This is a genomic window from Vibrio penaeicida, assembly GCF_019977755.1.
In the GTDB taxonomy this organism is placed as follows: Bacteria; Pseudomonadota; Gammaproteobacteria; order Enterobacterales; family Vibrionaceae; genus Vibrio; species Vibrio penaeicida.
Map to the genome: position 1 here is coordinate 3,331,333 of NZ_AP025144.1, position 18,837 is coordinate 3,350,169.

Here is an 18,837-nt window from a genome sequence, read left to right on the forward strand (position 1 = left end):
TCCGTCTTGCTGTCACTCTTAATATCTCGATTAATCCGTGACAACGAGGCGGCATTATAGGGACTTCGTTTCAACGCGCAAGTACAAAATCAAAAAAAAATGATGTTAACCGTTTGATTGCTCAGAATCACACCATAGTGGGCTATATGTAAGCAAAAAGAGGGGAAAACCCCTCTTTTATTAACTCACCAATTTTATCTTAAGCTTGATGAGCAATGATTCTATCTTTGTTTACAAGTAACTGTACCTTCTTATCGGGATTCACTTTCCCTGCAAGAATGGCTTTTGCTAATGGGTTTTCGACACTTTGCTGAATCGCGCGCTTAAGTGGCCTTGCACCAAAGACTGGATCAAAACCTACCTCAGAAATCAGATCTAGCGCTTTATCTGATACTTCCAACTCATAACCTTTTTCAGCCATACGGTTTCCAAGCCTTAATAACTGTATAGATGCGATAGACTTTATGTGTGCTTTCCCTAAAGGATGGAACACGACACTTTCATCCACTCTATTTAAAAACTCAGGACGGAAGTGTTTGCCTACAACCTCCATCACTTCATTTTTGATTCCTTCATAATCTAGAGTGGCAAAGTTTTCCTGAATACGAGATGAGCCAAGATTAGACGTCATGATCACTACGGTATTACGAAAATCAACCGTTCGACCCTGCCCATCTGTTAACCGCCCATCGTCTAAAACTTGCAAGAGGATGTTGAAAACATCAGGGTGCGCTTTTTCCACCTCATCAAGCAGAATGACCGAGTAAGGTTTACGACGCACAGCTTCTGTTAAATAGCCACCCTCTTCATACCCAACGTAACCAGGAGGTGCTCCGACTAAACGTGCAAGAGAGTGCTTCTCCATAAACTCGGACATATCGATGCGTACCATGGCATCTTCACTATCGAACATAAAGCTCGCCAATGTTTTACAAAGTTCAGTTTTGCCGACTCCTGTTGGTCCTAGGAATAGGAAAGAACCGATCGGTTTATTGGGATCAGAAAGCCCTGCTCGGCTTCTTCTTATGGCATTCGATACAACCTCAACCGCTTCTTGCTGACCAATAACGCGCTTATGCAGTACCTCTTCCATGCGGAGCAGCTTTTCTTTTTCTGCTTCAAGCATTTTGGAAACGGGTATACCCGTTTGTTTCGAAAGCACCTCTGCTATTTCAGCATCCGACACTTTGTTTTTAAGCAAAGTCATCTCTTGCATTTCAGCTTGAGTCGCGAGATCTAACTGCTTTTCTAATTCAGGAATTCGCCCATATTGCAGTTCAGACATCCGATTTAAATCGCCAGCCCTTCTTGCAAAATCCATATCCATCCGAGCTTGTTCGAGTTCGCTTTTAATATGCTGTGTGCCAGAAAGTGCTGCTTTTTCTGCTTTCCAAATTTCTTCTAGTTCCGCGTAATCACGCTCTTTTACTTCCAATTCACTGTTGAGTGCTTTTAGGCGTTTAGAACTCGCATCATCATGTTCATTCACTAGAGCTTGTTGCTCGATTTTTAGCTGGATGATCTTGCGTTCAAGTTTATCTAGAGATTCCGGCTTCGAGTCTATTTGCATTCTGATGCTTGAAGCTGCTTCATCGATCAAGTCAATAGCTTTATCAGGCAATTGGCGGTCTGATACGTATCGGTGTGATAAACCCGCTGCAGCAACAATTGCTGGATCTGTAATTTCGACGTGATGGTGTAATTCATAGCGCTCTTTAAGACCACGTAATATCGCCACAGTATCTTCAACCGACGGTTCATCTACCAATACTTTTTGAAAGCGACGTTCTAAGGCGGGATCTTTTTCGATGTATTGGCGGTATTCATCTAGAGTTGTCGCGCCGACGCAATGAAGCTCTCCTCTCGCCAATGCCGGTTTTAGCATATTGCCGGCATCCATAGAGCCTTCACCTTTACCCGCTCCAACCATCGTATGAAGTTCATCTATAAATAGAATGACATTACCTTCTTCTTTCGATAATTCATTCAAAACGGATTTCAAACGCTCTTCAAATTCCCCTCGATATTTTGCACCCGCGACCAATGACCCCATATCCAAGGATAAAACTCGACGACCTCTAAGCCCCTCTGGTACTTCATTGTTGATAATGCGTTGAGCCAAACCTTCGACAATGGCTGTTTTACCTACGCCAGGCTCACCAATAATGACAGGGTTATTTTTTGTGCGGCGCTGCAGTACTTGAATGGTACGACGGATTTCATCATCACGACCAATCACAGGGTCTAACTTGCCCTGCTCTGCTCGCTCGGTTAAATCTATGGTAAATTTTTCGAGCGCTTGGCGTTTGTCTTCAGCATTAGGATCGTCCACTTTCTGCCCGCCACGTACTTTTTCGATGGCTTCTGAAATCTTAGCTTCTGTTAATCCCAACTCTTTAAGTAATATGCCAAGTGGACCTTTATCTTCAATGGCAGCCAATAAGAAGATTTCAGATGAGATATAAGCATCTTGGCGCTTCTGAGCAACCTTGTCACACATGTTGAATAGTGTGCCCATGGCAGAAGACAATTGAACATCGCCACCAATACCACTGACTTTTGGCAAACGATCCATCATCTCGCTTAATTTTGAACGCAACTGTACAACGTCGACATTCAGCATAGTCAGCAAAGGTCTTATGGCACTGCCATCTTGATTTAGAAGCGAAACTAATAGATGAACTGGCTCTATATATTGATGATCGCGCCCTAGCGCTAAGGATTGTGCGTCAGAAATAGCAACCTGAAATTTGCTGGTGAATCGATCAAGACGCATAACAACCTCCAACCTTTTTAATGTTCTTTAACTAGGTTAGGAGATAGGTACGCCATACTACAATTTCAAGGGGAGGAACTAAGTATATATTCCTACTGAACCCAAAGAATTCACTAAAAAGAACAGATATAGATGAGCCTATTCACGATATATACCCAAGTAACCTCAAGATGCTAGGTTCAGCGAGAGTTAACTGGCTTTCAGGCAAGGCATCGATTTGAAGATATAGTTATTCTAAATCAAGAATCGGTAACGAAGTATGAAAGCCAGTTAAACTCGCCCTTGGGAGCCCATATTCTGTTCCATTTCATCGTCAAAGAACTTGGAAAGGACTCGTCATTCCACTGCGTCCTTCTCCTTGAACTGGAACAGACTATGAGGCTCTGAATCCTGCATTTTGAGGTCATTTGGGTATACATAGTTTTGTATAGGAGGAGAACTATTCCAACCAAATAAAACTGGATTGACGACCAGTAACGCCATCACGTCGATAAGAATAAAATAAGTGAGGGTCACTGAATGTACACTGCCCACTATCGTAAACCAGTGATACCCCTTCTGAATTGAGGCGCTGAGTGGCAAGCATACTCATGTTTGCAAACCATTTCCCTGAATTTTGACCTTGTTCGAAAGCGCAGATAGCTCGATCGTTTACAGAAGTAAACGCTTCAACAACATCCTCCCCAACTTCAAACGCAGCCTGACCTATAGCAGGCCCTAACCAAGCCATTACGTCTCCAGAAAAATTTTGTAGTGCTTTTTCTAAGATCCCACCAGCCAAACCACGCCATCCAGCGTGAACTGCCGCGATCTGTGTACCCTTCGTGTCCGTTAGTAATACAGGCAAACAATCTGCTGTCATGGCGGAACAAACAATATTAGGCTGAGTGGTAAATGTTCCATCCGCACTAATGATTTCCTCCGAAGCGGAAACCATTGACACGACATGGGTAGAATGAATTTGATTTAACCAAATTGGAGCTGAAGGCATACCGGATGCCGTCATTAAGCGAGAACGATTTTCAGCAACAAGGTCGCTTTCATCACCCACGTGTGTCCCAAGATTCAAACCAGCGTAAGAACCTTGAGATACACCTCCCAAGCGCGTGGAGCTAATCGCTTTCACATTTTTGGGTGCATCCCAATTCGGATAAATCCACTTCATATCAATAATCGTCTAGCGGGTTTTCTTTTGCATCCAAGCGCAGAGCTTCTGCCATTTTAACCATGTCATCTGGAACAGGAGCATGAAACTCCAATTCTTCTTTGGTTGTAGGGTGAGCAAATCGAAGCATCACAGCGTGAAGGGCTTGTCGATCAAATCCACGGATCATATCCGTCAGCTCATCTGATGCACCTTTTGGAATTCTAGCCCGACCACCGTACGCAATATCTCCTAGCAAAGGATGTTGTAAGTAGGACATATGAACACGAATCTGGTGTGTACGGCCCGTTTCCAAACGGAGCCGGATACGAGTGTGTTCACGGAAATGCTCTGCCACACGGTAATGTGTAACCGCAGGTTTTCCTAGTTCACTCACGGCCATCAATGTTCTCTTAGTAGAGTGACGACCAATGCCTTTTTCAATCATACCACCCGCCGTCATTCGACCAATTGCAATGGCTTCATATTCACGAGTAATATTTCTTTTCTGCAAAGCACGGACCAAACGCGTTTGAGCGGGTACCGTTTTCGCAACGACCATTAGACCTGTTGTATCTTTATCTAGACGATGAACAATGCCTGCACGCGGTACTTCTGCGATATCAGGATAATGATGCAGAAGCGCATTCAAAACCGTTCCGTCAGGTGTACCTGCACCAGGGTGAACAACAAAATCTCTAGGCTTATTGATAACGATGATGTCATCGTCCTCATAGATAATGTCTAGGGGAATATCTTGAGCTTCCCAACGCTCCTCATCTTCCAGTTCTGCTTGAAGGACAATTTCTTCGCCCCCCATGACTTTTACGCGAGGCTTCGTTATAACCTCACCATTGACTTGGATTTTGCCTCCCAAAAGCCACTCTTTTAAGCGTGAGCGAGAAAAATCGGTGAATAATTCGGCGACAGCCTGATCTAGGCGTTGACCCAATTGGCTGTCTTTTACTGTACTTGTTAATTCAATCTGCTGAGCCATATCGAACTTTTTTAAAAACCGTGAGACTAATACCCACTAGTATGGATAAAATAATAGAATTGCGTCATTGTATCCGTTAACCGAACGAAAGTAACGGACACCAAGAAATATTTAATGTAAGGAACAAAGTGCGGACATGAAAAAGCATACATTATCAGGCTTATTGGCTTTGGGGCTTCTGGTTGGATGCTCTAACAGAGACGTTGTGCCTGATTTGCCACCAGCAAATTTGTATTCTGATGCGAAGTTATCGCTCCAAGTAGGTCATTGGCGTACCGCAATTGATAAATTAGAGGCGTTAGATTCACGCTATCCTTTTGGTCCCTATTCTGAACAAGTACAACTGGATCTGATCTACGCGTACTATAAGAATAATGATTTGGCACTTGGCTTAGCCACGATATCTCGATTCACTCGACTCAACCCGACGCATGAAAAGTCTGACTGGGTCCTCTATATGCGCGGTTTGACGCACATGGCTCAAGATAGAAACAACATGCACGATTTATTTAATGTTGATCGTTCAGATAGAGACCCAGAGCCAGTGAAATCAGCATTCAATGATTTCAAACGTCTACTTCAACGATACCCAGGTAGCCCTTACGCTGAAGATGCGCAGCAACGCATGTTCTCCCTTAAGAATCGCTTGGCAGAGTATGATTTAGCAACCGCCGATTTTTATCTAAGACGCGAAGCTTGGATTGCCGCCATTAATCGATGTCAGGAACTCCAAAAGACTTTTCCAGACACAGAAGCAGCACGTAAATCTCTCGCCATCCAGCTAGAGGCATACAAAATGCTTGGTTTGGAAGATGCGATAGAACGAACTGAGAAATTGATCAGTCTTAACCCTGTTTAGGTTTTCCTAAATGCAGACAGAAAAGCAGCTTCGGCTGCTTTTTTATTTTCAAATAAATCAATTGGAGGAAACGGGATATATTGATGTGATTAGCATCACAAATACTTAGCGAGCAAACTTTAGACGGTCGTCTTTGTTGAGTCGTATTTGCCCCCTAAAAATAGAGTATTTCTAGCGTGCTTACCCTTACCAATTTAAACATTTTTCCCCGTTCAACAAGTCTTTTTTTCAGAATTCCATCTAGGTTTTGTCTGAGATCACATTCGTATCCAAATCGAATTACTCCATTAAAAATATTGATTTAGATCACATTCTTTTCAAGCCGGATAAGTAATCTGGAGTTAACCCAATGAGGGACGAAACAGAGGAAAAACAATATGAAAGTAAACATCACTGGTAAAAACATCGACATCACCTCTGCCATCCGCAATCACATTGAAGGTAAATTCAAAAAGCTAGAAAAGTGGCAAGTTGAGTTTATTGGTTGCCAAGCAACCATCAGTGAAGAGCCGAACAAACAAATGAAGATTGAAGCGATCATCTCAGTACCAAAAGGACAACTCATCGCTTCAGCTACAAATGAAGACTTATACATTGCAGTCAATGAAGCCGAACAAAAACTAGAACGTCAGCTGAACAAACTGCGTCATAAGCCAGAAGCTCGTAGAGCTAGCCATTCCAACAAACCTGAGTTGGAAGAAACCGAATAACACTATCTTTATTTTAGTCTTACTTAATGGCGCCAAACGGCGCCATTTTTTTACTTGACGATATATAGCTGCATTGCTTATTGTGTATAAACACCCACCAAACAACAGTAAATATGCAAACAATCACCCTGTTCTTTTTTGACTTCTTTTTTATCTCCTGAATTGGGGGGCAGAAGTCGTTTACTAAAAGAAAAGTCAAAAACGAACAGAAAGCCTCCCAAAATTGGGGGGCTTTTTTTATAAGGATAATAACAAAATGACAGACAGACTGGACGGTATAAGATCGCGCCTTAACGAGCTGGATGATCAGCTTCTAAAATTGCTATCGGAAAGGCGTGAACTCAGTATCGAAGTAGCAAAAAGCAAAGTTGAAACATCAAAGCCTGTACGCGACGCCAAACGCGAGCAACAACTACTCGTAAAGCTGATTAATAATGGTAAAGATAAGTATCAATTAGATGCCCCATACATCACTAAGATTTTTCATACCATTATTGAAGACTCAGTATTGCTGCAACAGGCATACTTACAAAACCTAGTAAATCCAGGTGAGAGCAGGAAACCATTAGCTCGCGTAGCGTTTCTTGGTGCAAGAGGCTCATATTCGCATTTAGCAAGCCACCAGTATTTTAGCCGTAAAAATACTGAACTCATTGAGCTGAATTGCGAACATTTCAAAGAAATCGCTTCTACCGTTGAGTCTGGTCATGCTGACTACGGTGTTCTCCCAATTGAAAACACAAGCTCAGGTTCAATAAACGAAGTCTACGATCTCCTGCAGCATACTACGCTGTATATCGTCGGTGAACTGACTCTTCCAATTGAGCATTGCCTTGTCGCTACTTCTGACGTTCGAATCGAAGATATAAAAACGCTTTACTCACATCCACAACCTCATCAGCAATGCAGTGAGTTTCTCTCTCACTTAAATGGTGTCACCTTGGAGTCTTGTGTCAGCACTGCGGATGCAATGCAGAAAGTGAAAGATTTAGACAGAAAAGATGTCGCGGCTATTGGTAATGCTTCTAGTGGGAAACTGTATGGCTTGCAGTCCATTCAAGGCAATATTGCCAATCAAACCGAAAACCACACGCGTTTTATTGTGGTTGCGCGCAAACCGGTTGAAGTGTCTACCCAGATCCCTGCAAAGACAACGTTGATCATGTCGACATCGCAGCAAGCAGGTTCGCTTGTCGAGACTCTCTTAGTCTTGCAGCGATATGGCATCAATATGACCAAATTGGAGTCGCGCCCTATAATGGGTAACCCTTGGGAAGAAATGTTCTATATCGATCTAGAAGCGCATCTCGACTCGGAAGAAATGAATAATGCTATTTCAGAAGTTATAAAGCTGACCACTCATTTAAAAGTGCTTGGCTGCTACCCGATCGAAAATGTAGAAGCAACACAAGTCTCCTTGGGTTAACAGGTAATCTCTCTCAGGTTATACGTGGCTCACTCCCACACAAAGGGTGAGCTTACTCCCATTTTCCACCCTATTCAGCGCAGAAGAGCGCTCAATTCTTAAAGTTAAGTCATTTCTCACACTACAACGATCCTATTTTAAGGTAACTTTCACCTATTCGCGTTGCGTGAAAACCCAATCTCCAGATCCTTGTTTTCCCTCAGTTTGGGTAAGTCGTATTCATTGATGGAACGTATGTATATAGAATGAAGCTCAGCAAACGAACCCTACTTCTCATAATCCCAGTCGTTGTACTCAGTGCCGCTATTTCAAGTTACATCATTTACTTAGGGCAACATAACGCTCTAATCAAATTAGAAAAAAGCTCGATACAACTCAATATGGAAAAGCTCGCCAGCCATTACGGACAAGCCGCGAACTTCCTTAATAGTTACACTTATACCTTAAGCCACAGTAACGTACTCGAACGCTTTTTCAATGACACCAATAACCCTTATCGAGAATTTGAACTCAGCCGCAGCCTCCACCAAACATTAACCGATCTCACCGTCCACAATCGTGACTTTGCTGCTCTGGGGTTACTCGATAAGCAATTCAATACGCTCTTTTATGTAGAAAATCAGGTTGATCCCTATTCTTGGCTAGATAAGAAAATCACACTATTTGTGAAAGAAGGCGTCACTGCAGGTCGCTGGTCACAAACAGAATACTTATTTAATAAGGAAGCTGGCGGCGTATTAGTAAAGTATGATGTATACAATAAGGTGACATTCTCGTCGCCACAGCAAAGCATTCTTCCGGAAGATTACTTCATTGTTGTCGCGATGATTGAAACAACGGAATACGACAACTTAAGGCACATTTTGGAGCGAGAGCACTTAACTGTTCTCACGTACGCATTAGAGCCACCAACGCAAACTCGCGAGTTGACTCATAGTGTACAGCTCTCTCCTACCCGCTGGGCAACGCTAGACCCTTCTAGCTTCGTGGTTGAAAACAAACTCAGTGAAATTTTATTTAAGTTACTAATTTCTTTTGGATTATCGTCATTGATAACCGTATCTTTGCTTATTTTGCTTTTCTATCGATACGTTATATTCCCAATCACCCGACTAGCGAAGCAATTACGAGAGGTCGAAAGCCACAAACGGACGAATATTCAACGCCTAGACAGCGACGATGAAATCGGTCACCTCTCGCATAAATTTTACGAAATGTACCAGAGCTTGGCGGACAACTACCAAAAAACAAAGCAACTGGCTGAGATGGATCAATTAACCAAATTGGCCAACCGTCGCTATTTTCAATCTCATGTGGCGAAAGCACTCACTCTAGCCCATACAACAGACCAGAAAGAACAGCACTGTATCCTTTACATCGATCTCGATAACTTTAAGTTTGTAAACGATAAGTATGGACATAAGATTGGAGATGCTCTTTTAGTCCAGTTTGCAAAAAACCTTACCCAGATAGAAGAGCGCTTGTCGTTGAAACACAGCGTGAAAGTCATGTCTTCGCGACTATCTGGAGATGAGTTTGCTGTGTATCTTTGTGGGGCTGATTTGGACGTCACTTTAATTCATCATTTCTGCCAAAATATTCTTCAGCCCTTACAGGCAGGTTTTGTCTCCCCAGTTGGTACACTCCCCATTACAGTCAGTATTGGTGTTGCGACCTACCCTACAGACGGTGACAATATAGAACATTTACTCTCAAACGCTGATACAGCAATGTATCAGGCTAAGCGAGCAGGAAAAAACCAATATACGTTTTACTCAAAAGCACTGGATAAAGAAGTCCAGCGTATTAGCAGCATAGAGCGAGCATTACGTCGTGCCGATTATCAAGATGAGTTTTCTTTGGTGTACATGCCCTATATGAATGCTGAAGGGACAGACGTAGTTGGAGTCGAAGCACTACTAAGGTGGCATTCCAGTGCGCTTGGTGAAGTCTCCCCATCTGAATTTATACCCTTGGCAGAACAGACTGGCTTGTTTGAAGTAATCGATAGATGGGTAATTGAAAAAGCATTTTCTGGCTATCATCAAATGCAGAGTTTGTTTGAAAACCAAGTTCAACTGTCTATTAACCTTTCTTCGGCTGAGCTCGACTCCTGTCAGCTAGCTACATTTATAGAACAAAAAGCGCAACAATATCGCGTCCCTTATGAACAAGTCGATTTTGAAATTACAGAAACATTTGCAGCAGGAAGTCAGGGGTATCCTTTGCTGCACGAACTGTCTTCACAAGGTTTTCAATTAGCCATAGACGATTTTGGTTCGGGATACACGTCGTTCACTCAATTGGTTCAGTACCCGGTTCAAAAAATAAAGTTTGATCGTGAGTTTTTACTCGCCATGCTGAAGTCTAATAAGCAACACATCATTAAACCACTGATAGAACTGTGCCATTCGCAAGACATTTCAGTAACAGCCGAAGGCGTTGAAAATCGTGATATGCACCAATGGTTGCACTCAAGCGGTTGCGATTACATGCAGGGCTTTTACTTTGGGCAGCCGATGTCCATTGAGCGACTTAAAGACTGGACAGCGGCGCTAAACTCTCGATAGTTACTATTTTGGTAAAGGACTGAATTACACGAACGCCAACTTAGAATTAGCGCGAAAATCACGCACAAGCCCCCCAAGCTGCCTCAAATGTAGGATTCAAAGCGTCACATTTGATTTCCGCTCGATTCAGTGTATTTAAGATGCACTAGCGCAGCGAAACACCCAGCCCTTTTCAAGCTCTATAACTCTATGTCGATAAAATGAAGTAGAATACAAGCGCCCGAGATCAGAGCTTGGGTACCTATTTAAAGGAATGCAGCCCAATGAAAAAAGTAATAATCGCGTCATTAAACCCTGCCAAAATTAATGCGGTTAAGAGTGCTTTCAAAGAAGCGCTTCCAAATGAAGGTTTTGAATATGAAGGCATCTCAGTTCCAAGTGAAGTAGCAGACCAGCCCATGTCCAATAGCGAAACGAAATCTGGCGCTATCAACCGTGTAAAAAATGCGCGTGCTGAAAAGCCACAGGCTGAATTTTATGTCGGCTTAGAAGCAGGTAACGAAGGCAATGACACATTCGCGTGGATGATCATAGAATCGGGAAACAAAAGAGGCGAGTCTCGCTCATCAAGCTTGCCTCTCCCCCCTACGGTTGTGAGGCAGTTACATCAAGGTATCGAATTAGGTGACGTTATGGATAAAACATTCGGTACGGACAACATCAAACAAAAAGGTGGCGCTATCGCCCTGCTTACGGGAAATACACTCACCAGGAGCTCGGTATATCACCAAGCATTAATTCTGGCTCTTATCCCGTTTATCAACCCAGACCTGTTTCCCGACAACCTATAAAAAAGCAGCAATCTAGGTTGCTGCTTTTTCACATTCTAGAGTCCCCCTTACTCGCGGGTATTCTTGAGTAACTGTTCTAGCACGGCTTTATCGTTATCTGACTTGTTTTTTAGCTCATTAGAACCGCGCGTAATTGTCGCTATCCCTACGCCCAACATCTGGCTGATTTGGCGCTGGGATAAGTTACCTTTGAGCAATTCATTAAAAATGTTCACTCGGGCTTGAATCGCATCTCTTTCATCCGGCGTCATTAACATGGTTAAAAGCATGCCATGCTTATCATGTTCGGCAGCTTCGGCGACCAAGTCCATAACATCTTGCCACTTTTGAAACTCTGGCTTTGGTGACATAAGACTCTCTCTGTTACTCAATCCCAGATATTGTATACCCTACATCGCTTATACCCAAGTACCCTCAAAGATGAAGTACTGAGGGCATAACTCTAATATAAGCGATTTAATTATCGGACAAATTAGTATTTCTCTTCCTGCTCATTTTTCGTCAAAAAATCCCCTTTCGTTCCACTCAAGAAACGGTAATAAGATTCAAACATCAAAATATTTTGTACATAACCGCGAGTTTCTCTAAATGGAATAGCTTCGATAAACGCGAACACATCCAACTTTTGATCGCTGTTCTTACGCCACCTTTTCACTCTATGAGGACCAGCATTGTATGCCGCTAGTGCGTAAATGCGGTTTCCATCGTATTGATCGAGAAGGTAGCTAAGATACTGACTACCAATTTCAATGTTCTTTTTCACATCATGGAGTTCACTTGGCACTTTATAAGGGATACCGAATTTTCGAGCTGTATATTTTGCAGTTGCTGGCATAATTTGCATGATACCGCGCGCGCCGACAGGAGAACGAGCTTGAACATCCAGGGCACTTTCCTGACGAGCAAGAGACATTAACGTTATTGGCTCGATATTGTATTTGTCCCCATAAAATTCGAACCACCATCGGTGAGCAATTGGGAAACGCAAATGTATTTCGTCCCATGCTTTAGCGGCAATAGATGCTTTCACTGTTAAATGTGACCATTTCTGCATCGCAGCATAATGTGCAAGTGCTTGCTTTTCTTCCTTAGAGCTTCGTTGTAACAGCCATTGCCATTCGCTTTTGGCCGCTGAAATTTTATCGAGCACAATCAATTCATGGACACGATCCAGCGTCTTTTGATACTTCTTAGTTAAGTTGGCATCCGGTTCGCTTTTACTTACTTCGTAATTGATAGGTGTGCCTAACGTTTGAGCCGCTACAACACTATAAAAATGGCGTTGACCTAATATCGACTCTAATCGTTGTTCACCAGCTTGATTTCGTCCCTGCGCCAATTCTGCTCTTGCTAACCAATACTGCCAGCGAAGATCTTCTTTCTTTGTTGATGGGAGCTTTTCAATCCACTTTTCAACGCCTTTCCAATCGGCGTGTTGGAGCGCTAAGCGAATCCTTCTTTCCAACAAGTCACTGTTTTTCGTTGTTGAGATAGCTTTGTCACGCCACGCAATCAACTCGCTAGAATCGGTATTGATGAGGCGAAACGCCGTATAATCTGACAGTTGCTGTCTTTGATCTGACGTTAGTTTCTGACCAGATACGACAAGATCTAACTGCTTAACCGCCTCTTCTGTATCCGTCCGAACAAGCTTTCTATAGCCATGCCAAGACAACTTGCGATTCCTTGGTGTAACGTAGGATCTTTTGGCGAACTTCCCAATACCATCAGGACTTTGATAAAGCTTGGCAATTTTCTCAGCTTCAGCCTGCGCTTTCTTATCATCCGGAAGTTTTTTCAGGTATGTGACCATTCGACCCTGCCTAGCTTCATAGGCAAGCACCATACGATCGAGGATTTTGTCGTCAGTTCTGTTACCCGCTTTTTCCCAAGCATCAAATAAATCATCACACGCTGAGACAACACTCTTTCCACTCAGCCATAATTTTTCAGCCCCAGCGAATGCTGCCGCTTTATCGCCGTGCTTTAACTGAGAATAATAGTAGTAGCATCGATATGTTTCACCACGAGGCTCGGTAAGTTGATAACGGTAAATGGTTTTCCAATCGTTTTCCTTAGCCAAACCATCCAAATACGCCGCGCGGATTCTTTTTGAAAATGGAAGAGTGTAGAACTGCTTTTGAAAATAGCTGACTTCATCAATACTGCGTTCACCAATATTGACAAGAAACGCTCGATAATCGGTATACGGAGTTAACACATAGTCGGCAATATCCGAGCGCATGGCATGATAGTCATCCACTTTTCTTGCATCGAGTAAGTTCTGAGCTAGTTCGTATTTCAGCCTTTGTTGTACGAGTGCACTTCCTTCTTCTGCTACGGTCGAGAACGTAGATAGTAAACCGAAAGTTGCCATACAAATCCGCTGGGAAATGTTTCGCATGAATACCTGTCCTTTTGAAAGCTTTGCCTTTATGAATGCTTATCCATGGCAATTTTAATTCAGCTATATACTCAAGCTGCCTCAAGGTGTTAGGTTCAGCGAGAATTGCTTGGTTTTCAGGCAAGGCACCGATTAGAAGATCTAGTGGTTCTAAATCAAGAATCGGTAACGCAGTATGAAAGCCAAGCAAACTCGCCCTTGGGAGCTTGAGTATAAGAGCACAATTTTATGAACAACGTTTTATAGTGATACTTTAAATTCAGGCTAGAGACAACCTGACTGCCAAGAATAATTCTAGATTCGATTTCGCCCTTAAGGTAACTCATCCAATTGATTATCGCGGGAGCATGGATAAACAAGGACATAAAGCTAGACTCTTATCTAATCAAGCAGTTCCAGAAAAGTCTCATCTATTCTGTAAAATTTCTTTTCCCATCCCAGTTAGTAGACGGTTTGTTATCGAAAACCGCAATCTAACGCTCAATTCTACGTATCCTTTTCTATCGCGCCTGCCATGAAAAAACAGAAGTATCTTGATTGCACTGAGTAAAATGCAAAAAATGGCTCTTTCCCAACTCTAAACGCGCTGAACCTAGCATCTTTGAGTGACTTGGGTATAAAATACAGCCCTAATTTTTCGAATAACAGGAAAGGTCGGTAATGGCTGAATACGTATACACCATGTCGCGGGTGAGCAAAACGGTGCCACCTAAACGTCAAATTCTTAAAGACATTTCGCTTAGCTTTTTTCCAGGCGCTAAAATCGGTGTCTTAGGTTTAAATGGTTCTGGTAAATCGACCTTATTACGTATCATGGCTGGCATTGATACTGATATTGATGGTGAAGCCCGTGCACAGCAAGGTCTTAATGTCGGTTATCTTCCTCAAGAACCAGTACTTGATGAGTCAAAAACTGTTCGAGAAATTGTTGAAGAAGCTGTTTCTGACGTCGCTGACGCACTTAAACGCATTGACGCTGTATACGCGGCGTATGCAGAACCAGATGCAGATTTCGATGCACTGGCTAAAGAGCAAGGTGAACTCGAAGCACTTATCCAAGCAAAAGATGGGCACAACCTAGAAACAGCATTAGAGCGTGCGGCTGACGCACTTCGTCTTCCAGAATGGGATGCAAAAATTGAGCACCTATCGGGTGGTGAACGCCGCCGTGTGGCGATCTGTCGCCTACTTCTAGAAAAGCCAGACATGCTCCTTCTTGATGAGCCAACCAACCACTTGGATGCAGAATCCGTTGCATGGCTTGAGCATTTCCTAGTGGATTATAACGGTACCGTTGTAGCTATCACGCACGACCGTTACTTCCTAGACAACGCAGCTGGCTGGATCCTAGAACTTGACCGTGGTGAAGGTATTCCATGGCAGGGTAACTACACTTCTTGGCTTGAGCAAAAAGATGAGCGTCTGAAGCAAGAGAAGGCTGGCGAAAGCGCACGTCAAAAAACAATTGAGAAAGAGCTAGAGTGGGTTCGCCAAAACCCGAAAGGTCGTCAAGCCAAGTCTAAAGCGCGTATGGCTCGCTTTGAAGAACTGACGACAGGTCAATACCAGAAACGTAACGAAACCAATGAATTGTTCATCCCACCAGGTGAGCGCTTGGGCGACAAAGTCCTTGAAGTTAAGAACCTAACTAAATCGTTCGGTGATCGCGTTCTTATCGATGATCTTTCTTTCAGTATGCCTAAAGGGGCTATTGTCGGTATCGTCGGTGCTAACGGCGCAGGTAAATCAACACTATTTAAAATGTTGAGTGGCGCAGAGCAGCCTGATTCAGGAACCGTTGAACTTGGTGAAACAGTGAAATTAGCTTCTGTTGATCAGTTCCGTGACAGCATGGACGACAAGAAAACGGTATTCCAAGAGATCTCTGAAGGCGCTGATATTATTAAGATCAACAACTTCGAAATCCCTGCTCGTGCATACTGTTCTCGCTTCAACTTTAAAGGCAACGACCAACAAAAGATCATTGGTGAGCTTTCTGGTGGTGAACGCAACCGTGTTCACTTAGCAAAACTTCTGAAAGCGGGCGGCAACGTATTGCTACTCGATGAGCCAACCAACGACCTTGATGTTGAAACACTACGTGCACTTGAGGAGGCTCTATTGGAATTCCCGGGCTGTGCAATGGTTATCTCGCACGACCGTTGGTTCCTAGATAGAATTGCCACCCATATTCTAGATTACCGTGACGAAGGTCAGGTGAATTTCTATGAAGGCAACTATACTGAGTACACAGAGTGGTTGAAACAGACGATCGGGGCACAGGCAGCTGAACCTCATCGAATCAAATATAAGCGCATTGCGAAGTAACATTATTTGTATTGTGTAAAAAAGACCGCCTATGCGGTCTTTTTTCTTATATATTCGAGTTAATTCATCGAACGTTGAAACGAGGCGCTTAAGCGTCACAAAAAAGCCGACTCTTTACCCATTAGCCTTGTACAACAGTTACCATAAGGCAAAATTTAAGCATGAACCGAAAGAGAGCACACTATGATTGAACGCCGTCGATTTTCTCGCGTAATCTACCAAGCCCCCGCAAAATTGGTGCAAGGCGACTTAACTGTAAACAGTGACATTCGAGATCTTTCTCTGCATGGTCTTTTGCTTTCTGGCTCACCTGATAATCATGATTTCGATACAAGTAACATGCTGTATGTCGACATCGAGTTACCTGATAGTGACATTGTGATATCATTGGAAGCTGAAATAGTGGAGCTAAACGATAATTTTATGCGTCTTAGCATTCATCATATTGATATCGACAGCATCAGCCACTTGAAGCGACTGGTCGAGCTGAATGTTGGCGATGAAGCCCTTTTGCACAGAGAAATTGAGCAGCTATCTGATTTAGGTGCTTAAAAAAGCAATAAATGTCACGACAAATACAAATATCAATCCCGACTTCGTCTGGGGTTCAGCACTTTTTTGTGGGAAGAAAAGCAACTGCATTGGTTGTTCTTTCTCTTTTTGCCCTCCCTAGCTTACTTGGCACCTCTGTTTATCAGTATTTCTCTGCCCAATCCAGTGCAGAGAATACACTGGCAAGATCAGAGCAAAACTTCAGTCATGCCCAATCTCAAATCGACTATCTCGACCAAAAGAGCGATCAATTTAAAGCTCTGTATGAAGCTCAAATCAGCACGAACCATTCTCTGACTCAAGAACTGGAAGAGAAGAAAGGAGAAATCCTAACTCTAGGCAAGCGTGTGAATGATGTGGAATCAGTGCTTGGGATTACGCAAGAAACATCCGTCGTAGACTATGCAGAATTGTCTTTAGAGCAGAGAATTGATGCTGCCGCGATCAACTCCGCTGTGCGTGCCACTATGTTTCGATTACTTCCTAATGACAGCCCTGTTCTTTATCAACGAATTTCATCCAACTACGGCTATCGAAAAAACCCAATTACAGGCAGACGCCACCGACATTTGGGTATAGACCTCACGTGCCAACGTGGAGAGCAAGTACTGGCTCCCGCAGATGGCGTAGTTGAGCTAAGACGCCCAAGTAAGAAAGGGTATGGCAATTTATTGAAGTTACGCCATGCTTTTGGATTCATGACGTCATACGCACACTTGCAGGGTTTTAACGTCCGTAGCGGTCAGTTTGTAAAGAAGGGTGATGTCGTTGCAACATGTGGAAACTCGGGCAACTCTACCGGTCCTCACCTACATTATGAAGTACGATTTTTAGGTAGAACATTAAACCCTAAACACTTTATGGACTGGACTCCCGAAAACTTTGATACTTTGTTCGAAAAAGAACGCAGTATTAAATGGGCATCTCTGGTCGATGTCATGAGCAACGTTGTGAAGCTGCAGGTCTTGTTGACACAAAACCCAAGCTCGGCACCTAGCTCGGTTGATACCGTGAAAAATACCTCATCGACGCCAGCAGTAAACTGACCGTAGTTAACTGACTGCAATAAGCTTGGAATTCTTTAATCCCAATCTGGTTATATAGAAACGGCTCCTTCAGGAGCCGTTTTTAATTTAATTGGTAGATAAAGGGTTAACGATGAATGGCATCATTTGCTTGTTTTAGTAGCTTCTGACTTTCTTCCATAAACTGCTGGGAATACCCACCAAACCACTCTCCAACCTTTTCAAAGCTTTCTACAAACTCTTGTTTGTTATCGCCCTCAAGCATGGCCAATGCATTACCAAAGCTCTGGTGGAAGCGTTTAATCATTTCGATGTTTTCATCGGAAGATAAAATGATATCAGCATACAAATTCGGATCCTGTGCAAACAGACGACCAACCATAGCAAGTTCAAGCCTATAAATTGGGGAGCTTAGCTGCAATAGATTTTCGATATTGGGGTTCTCTCCACTTAAATGCAAACCATATGCAAAAGAAGTAAAGTGGCGCAGAGCCTGGATCAGGGTCATACCATGATCGTGTTCTTGGGCTTCACACTTACACAGGCTCGCGCCCCAAATCTCAATTTGTTTCAATAACCATTGGTAAGTTTCCTCACCACGACCATCGCAGTAAACAACAACCTGCTTTGCTAAGCTTGGCACATCGGGACCAAACATAGGATGCAACCCAACAACCGGTCCAGAGTGCGATCGCAACATCGCGTTGAGTGGTTTTGACTTTATCGACGTCAAATCACACAAAATGCAATTTTCAGGGAGGTTGTTCAACTTAGTAATCACACTTTCCGTCAAATGGATAGGAACCGTTACAACAACGAGCCCTGCTCCATCGAGGATTTCATCGGCACGTTCCCAATCTTGGCTACCGAGTACTTTTACGTCATACCCAGACAAGCGGAACATACGCCCAAACAATCCCCCAAGTTGGCCATGTCCACCAACAATGACAACCGAACCCAGTTCTGGGTTGAGGCATTTGAATCCTGAATCTTTTTCGCTGGCATACGATTCGCGCATGGTTCTACGCAAAATGTCTTCAATAAGCTGAGGTGGAACACCTTGTTTTTCAGCTTCTTCTCTACGAGAAGCCAACATAGTGGCTTCGCGCTCAGGGACGTAAATAGGCAAACCGTGCTGACTTTTTACTTCCCCGACTTTCTCTACCAGTGCTAGCCTTTGCGCCAGCAGATCGACCATTTGCTTATCTACTAGGTCAATTTGATCTCTCAATTCATTCAGTTCAACTGCCATCCA

The 18,837-nt window shown here is 43.3% G+C and carries 14 protein-coding genes and 1 other annotated feature; of the genes, 8 read left to right on the plus strand and 6 right to left on the minus strand.

Annotated features, from left to right (window positions below; genetic code table 11):
• Nucleotides 1-199: 199 nt before the first annotated feature.
• The 3 genes from clpB to rluD all read right to left on the minus strand — a co-directional run bounded on the left by clpB (nt 200) and on the right by rluD (nt 4,917).
• Nucleotides 200-2,776 carry an ATP-dependent chaperone ClpB gene (gene clpB / locus LDO37_RS15030; protein ID WP_126606209.1) on the minus strand — a complete coding sequence of 859 codons (2,577 nt, stop codon included), beginning with the start codon at nt 2,774-2,776 and terminating at the stop codon, nt 200-202.
• A 439-nt stretch (nt 2,777-3,215) separates the two neighbouring features.
• A complete protein-coding gene (gene pgeF / locus LDO37_RS15035) occupies nt 3,216-3,941 on the minus strand; it encodes a peptidoglycan editing factor PgeF (RefSeq protein WP_126606210.1) in 726 nt (241 codons plus the stop codon).
• Between the two features lies 1 nt (nt 3,942).
• On the minus strand, nt 3,943-4,917 hold the full coding sequence (gene rluD, locus LDO37_RS15040; protein ID WP_126606211.1) for a 23S rRNA pseudouridine(1911/1915/1917) synthase RluD: 975 nt from the start codon (nt 4,915-4,917) through the stop codon (nt 3,943-3,945).
• Between the two features lie 136 nt (nt 4,918-5,053).
• Here rluD and LDO37_RS15045 point away from each other — a divergent pair, with 136 nt between their 5' ends.
• The 5 genes from LDO37_RS15045 to yjjX all read left to right on the plus strand — a co-directional run bounded on the left by LDO37_RS15045 (nt 5,054) and on the right by yjjX (nt 11,273).
• Nucleotides 5,054-5,776, plus strand: a complete 723-nt coding sequence (locus LDO37_RS15045; protein ID WP_126606212.1) for an outer membrane protein assembly factor BamD — start codon at nt 5,054-5,056, stop codon at nt 5,774-5,776.
• 377 nt (nt 5,777-6,153) lie between these two features.
• Nucleotides 6,154-6,486, plus strand: coding sequence for a ribosome hibernation-promoting factor, HPF/YfiA family (gene hpf, locus LDO37_RS15050; RefSeq protein WP_101112311.1), 333 nt, complete (start codon nt 6,154-6,156; stop codon nt 6,484-6,486).
• A 115-nt stretch (nt 6,487-6,601) separates the two neighbouring features.
• Nucleotides 6,602-6,727: a sequence feature (Phe leader region), on the plus strand.
• 15 nt (nt 6,728-6,742) lie between these two features.
• Nucleotides 6,743-7,912 carry a prephenate dehydratase gene (pheA, locus tag LDO37_RS15055; RefSeq protein ID WP_126606213.1) on the plus strand — a complete coding sequence of 390 codons (1,170 nt, stop codon included), beginning with the start codon at nt 6,743-6,745 and terminating at the stop codon, nt 7,910-7,912.
• A 245-nt stretch (nt 7,913-8,157) separates the two neighbouring features.
• On the plus strand, nt 8,158-10,482 hold the full coding sequence (locus tag LDO37_RS15060) for a putative bifunctional diguanylate cyclase/phosphodiesterase (RefSeq protein WP_126606214.1): 2,325 nt from the start codon (nt 8,158-8,160) through the stop codon (nt 10,480-10,482).
• A gap of 263 nt (nt 10,483-10,745) precedes the next feature.
• Complete coding sequence (gene yjjX, locus LDO37_RS15065) at nt 10,746-11,273, plus strand: inosine/xanthosine triphosphatase (RefSeq protein ID WP_126606215.1); 528 nt, start codon at nt 10,746-10,748, stop codon at nt 11,271-11,273.
• Nucleotides 11,274-11,320: 47 nt separating this feature from the next.
• On the opposite strand, the gene trpR is transcribed toward yjjX, so the two are convergent.
• Both trpR and sltY read right to left on the minus strand, forming a co-directional pair.
• Nucleotides 11,321-11,623: a trp operon repressor gene (gene trpR / locus LDO37_RS15070; protein ID WP_101112315.1), complete on the minus strand. Its 303-nt coding sequence runs from the start codon at nt 11,621-11,623 to the stop codon at nt 11,321-11,323.
• A 122-nt stretch (nt 11,624-11,745) separates the two neighbouring features.
• On the minus strand, nt 11,746-13,677 hold the full coding sequence (gene sltY / locus LDO37_RS15075; RefSeq protein WP_126606216.1) for a murein transglycosylase: 1,932 nt from the start codon (nt 13,675-13,677) through the stop codon (nt 11,746-11,748).
• Between the two features lie 660 nt (nt 13,678-14,337).
• Here sltY and ettA point away from each other — a divergent pair.
• From ettA to LDO37_RS15090, 3 genes are all read left to right on the plus strand, one after another.
• A complete protein-coding gene (ettA, locus tag LDO37_RS15080; protein WP_101112317.1) occupies nt 14,338-16,005 on the plus strand; it encodes an energy-dependent translational throttle protein EttA in 1,668 nt (555 codons plus the stop codon).
• 183 nt (nt 16,006-16,188) lie between these two features.
• Complete coding sequence (locus LDO37_RS15085; protein WP_126606217.1) at nt 16,189-16,557, plus strand: PilZ domain-containing protein; 369 nt, start codon at nt 16,189-16,191, stop codon at nt 16,555-16,557.
• 11 nt (nt 16,558-16,568) lie between these two features.
• The gene (locus LDO37_RS15090) at nt 16,569-17,603 is read left to right on the plus strand and encodes a M23 family metallopeptidase (RefSeq protein WP_126606218.1); all 1,035 of its coding nucleotides are present in this window, start codon (nt 16,569-16,571) and stop codon (nt 17,601-17,603) included.
• Between the two features lie 106 nt (nt 17,604-17,709).
• Here LDO37_RS15090 and tyrA read toward each other — a convergent pair whose 3' ends face one another.
• A complete protein-coding gene (gene tyrA / locus LDO37_RS15095; protein ID WP_126606219.1) occupies nt 17,710-18,834 on the minus strand; it encodes a bifunctional chorismate mutase/prephenate dehydrogenase in 1,125 nt (374 codons plus the stop codon).
• Between the last annotated feature and the right edge of the window lie 3 nt (nt 18,835-18,837).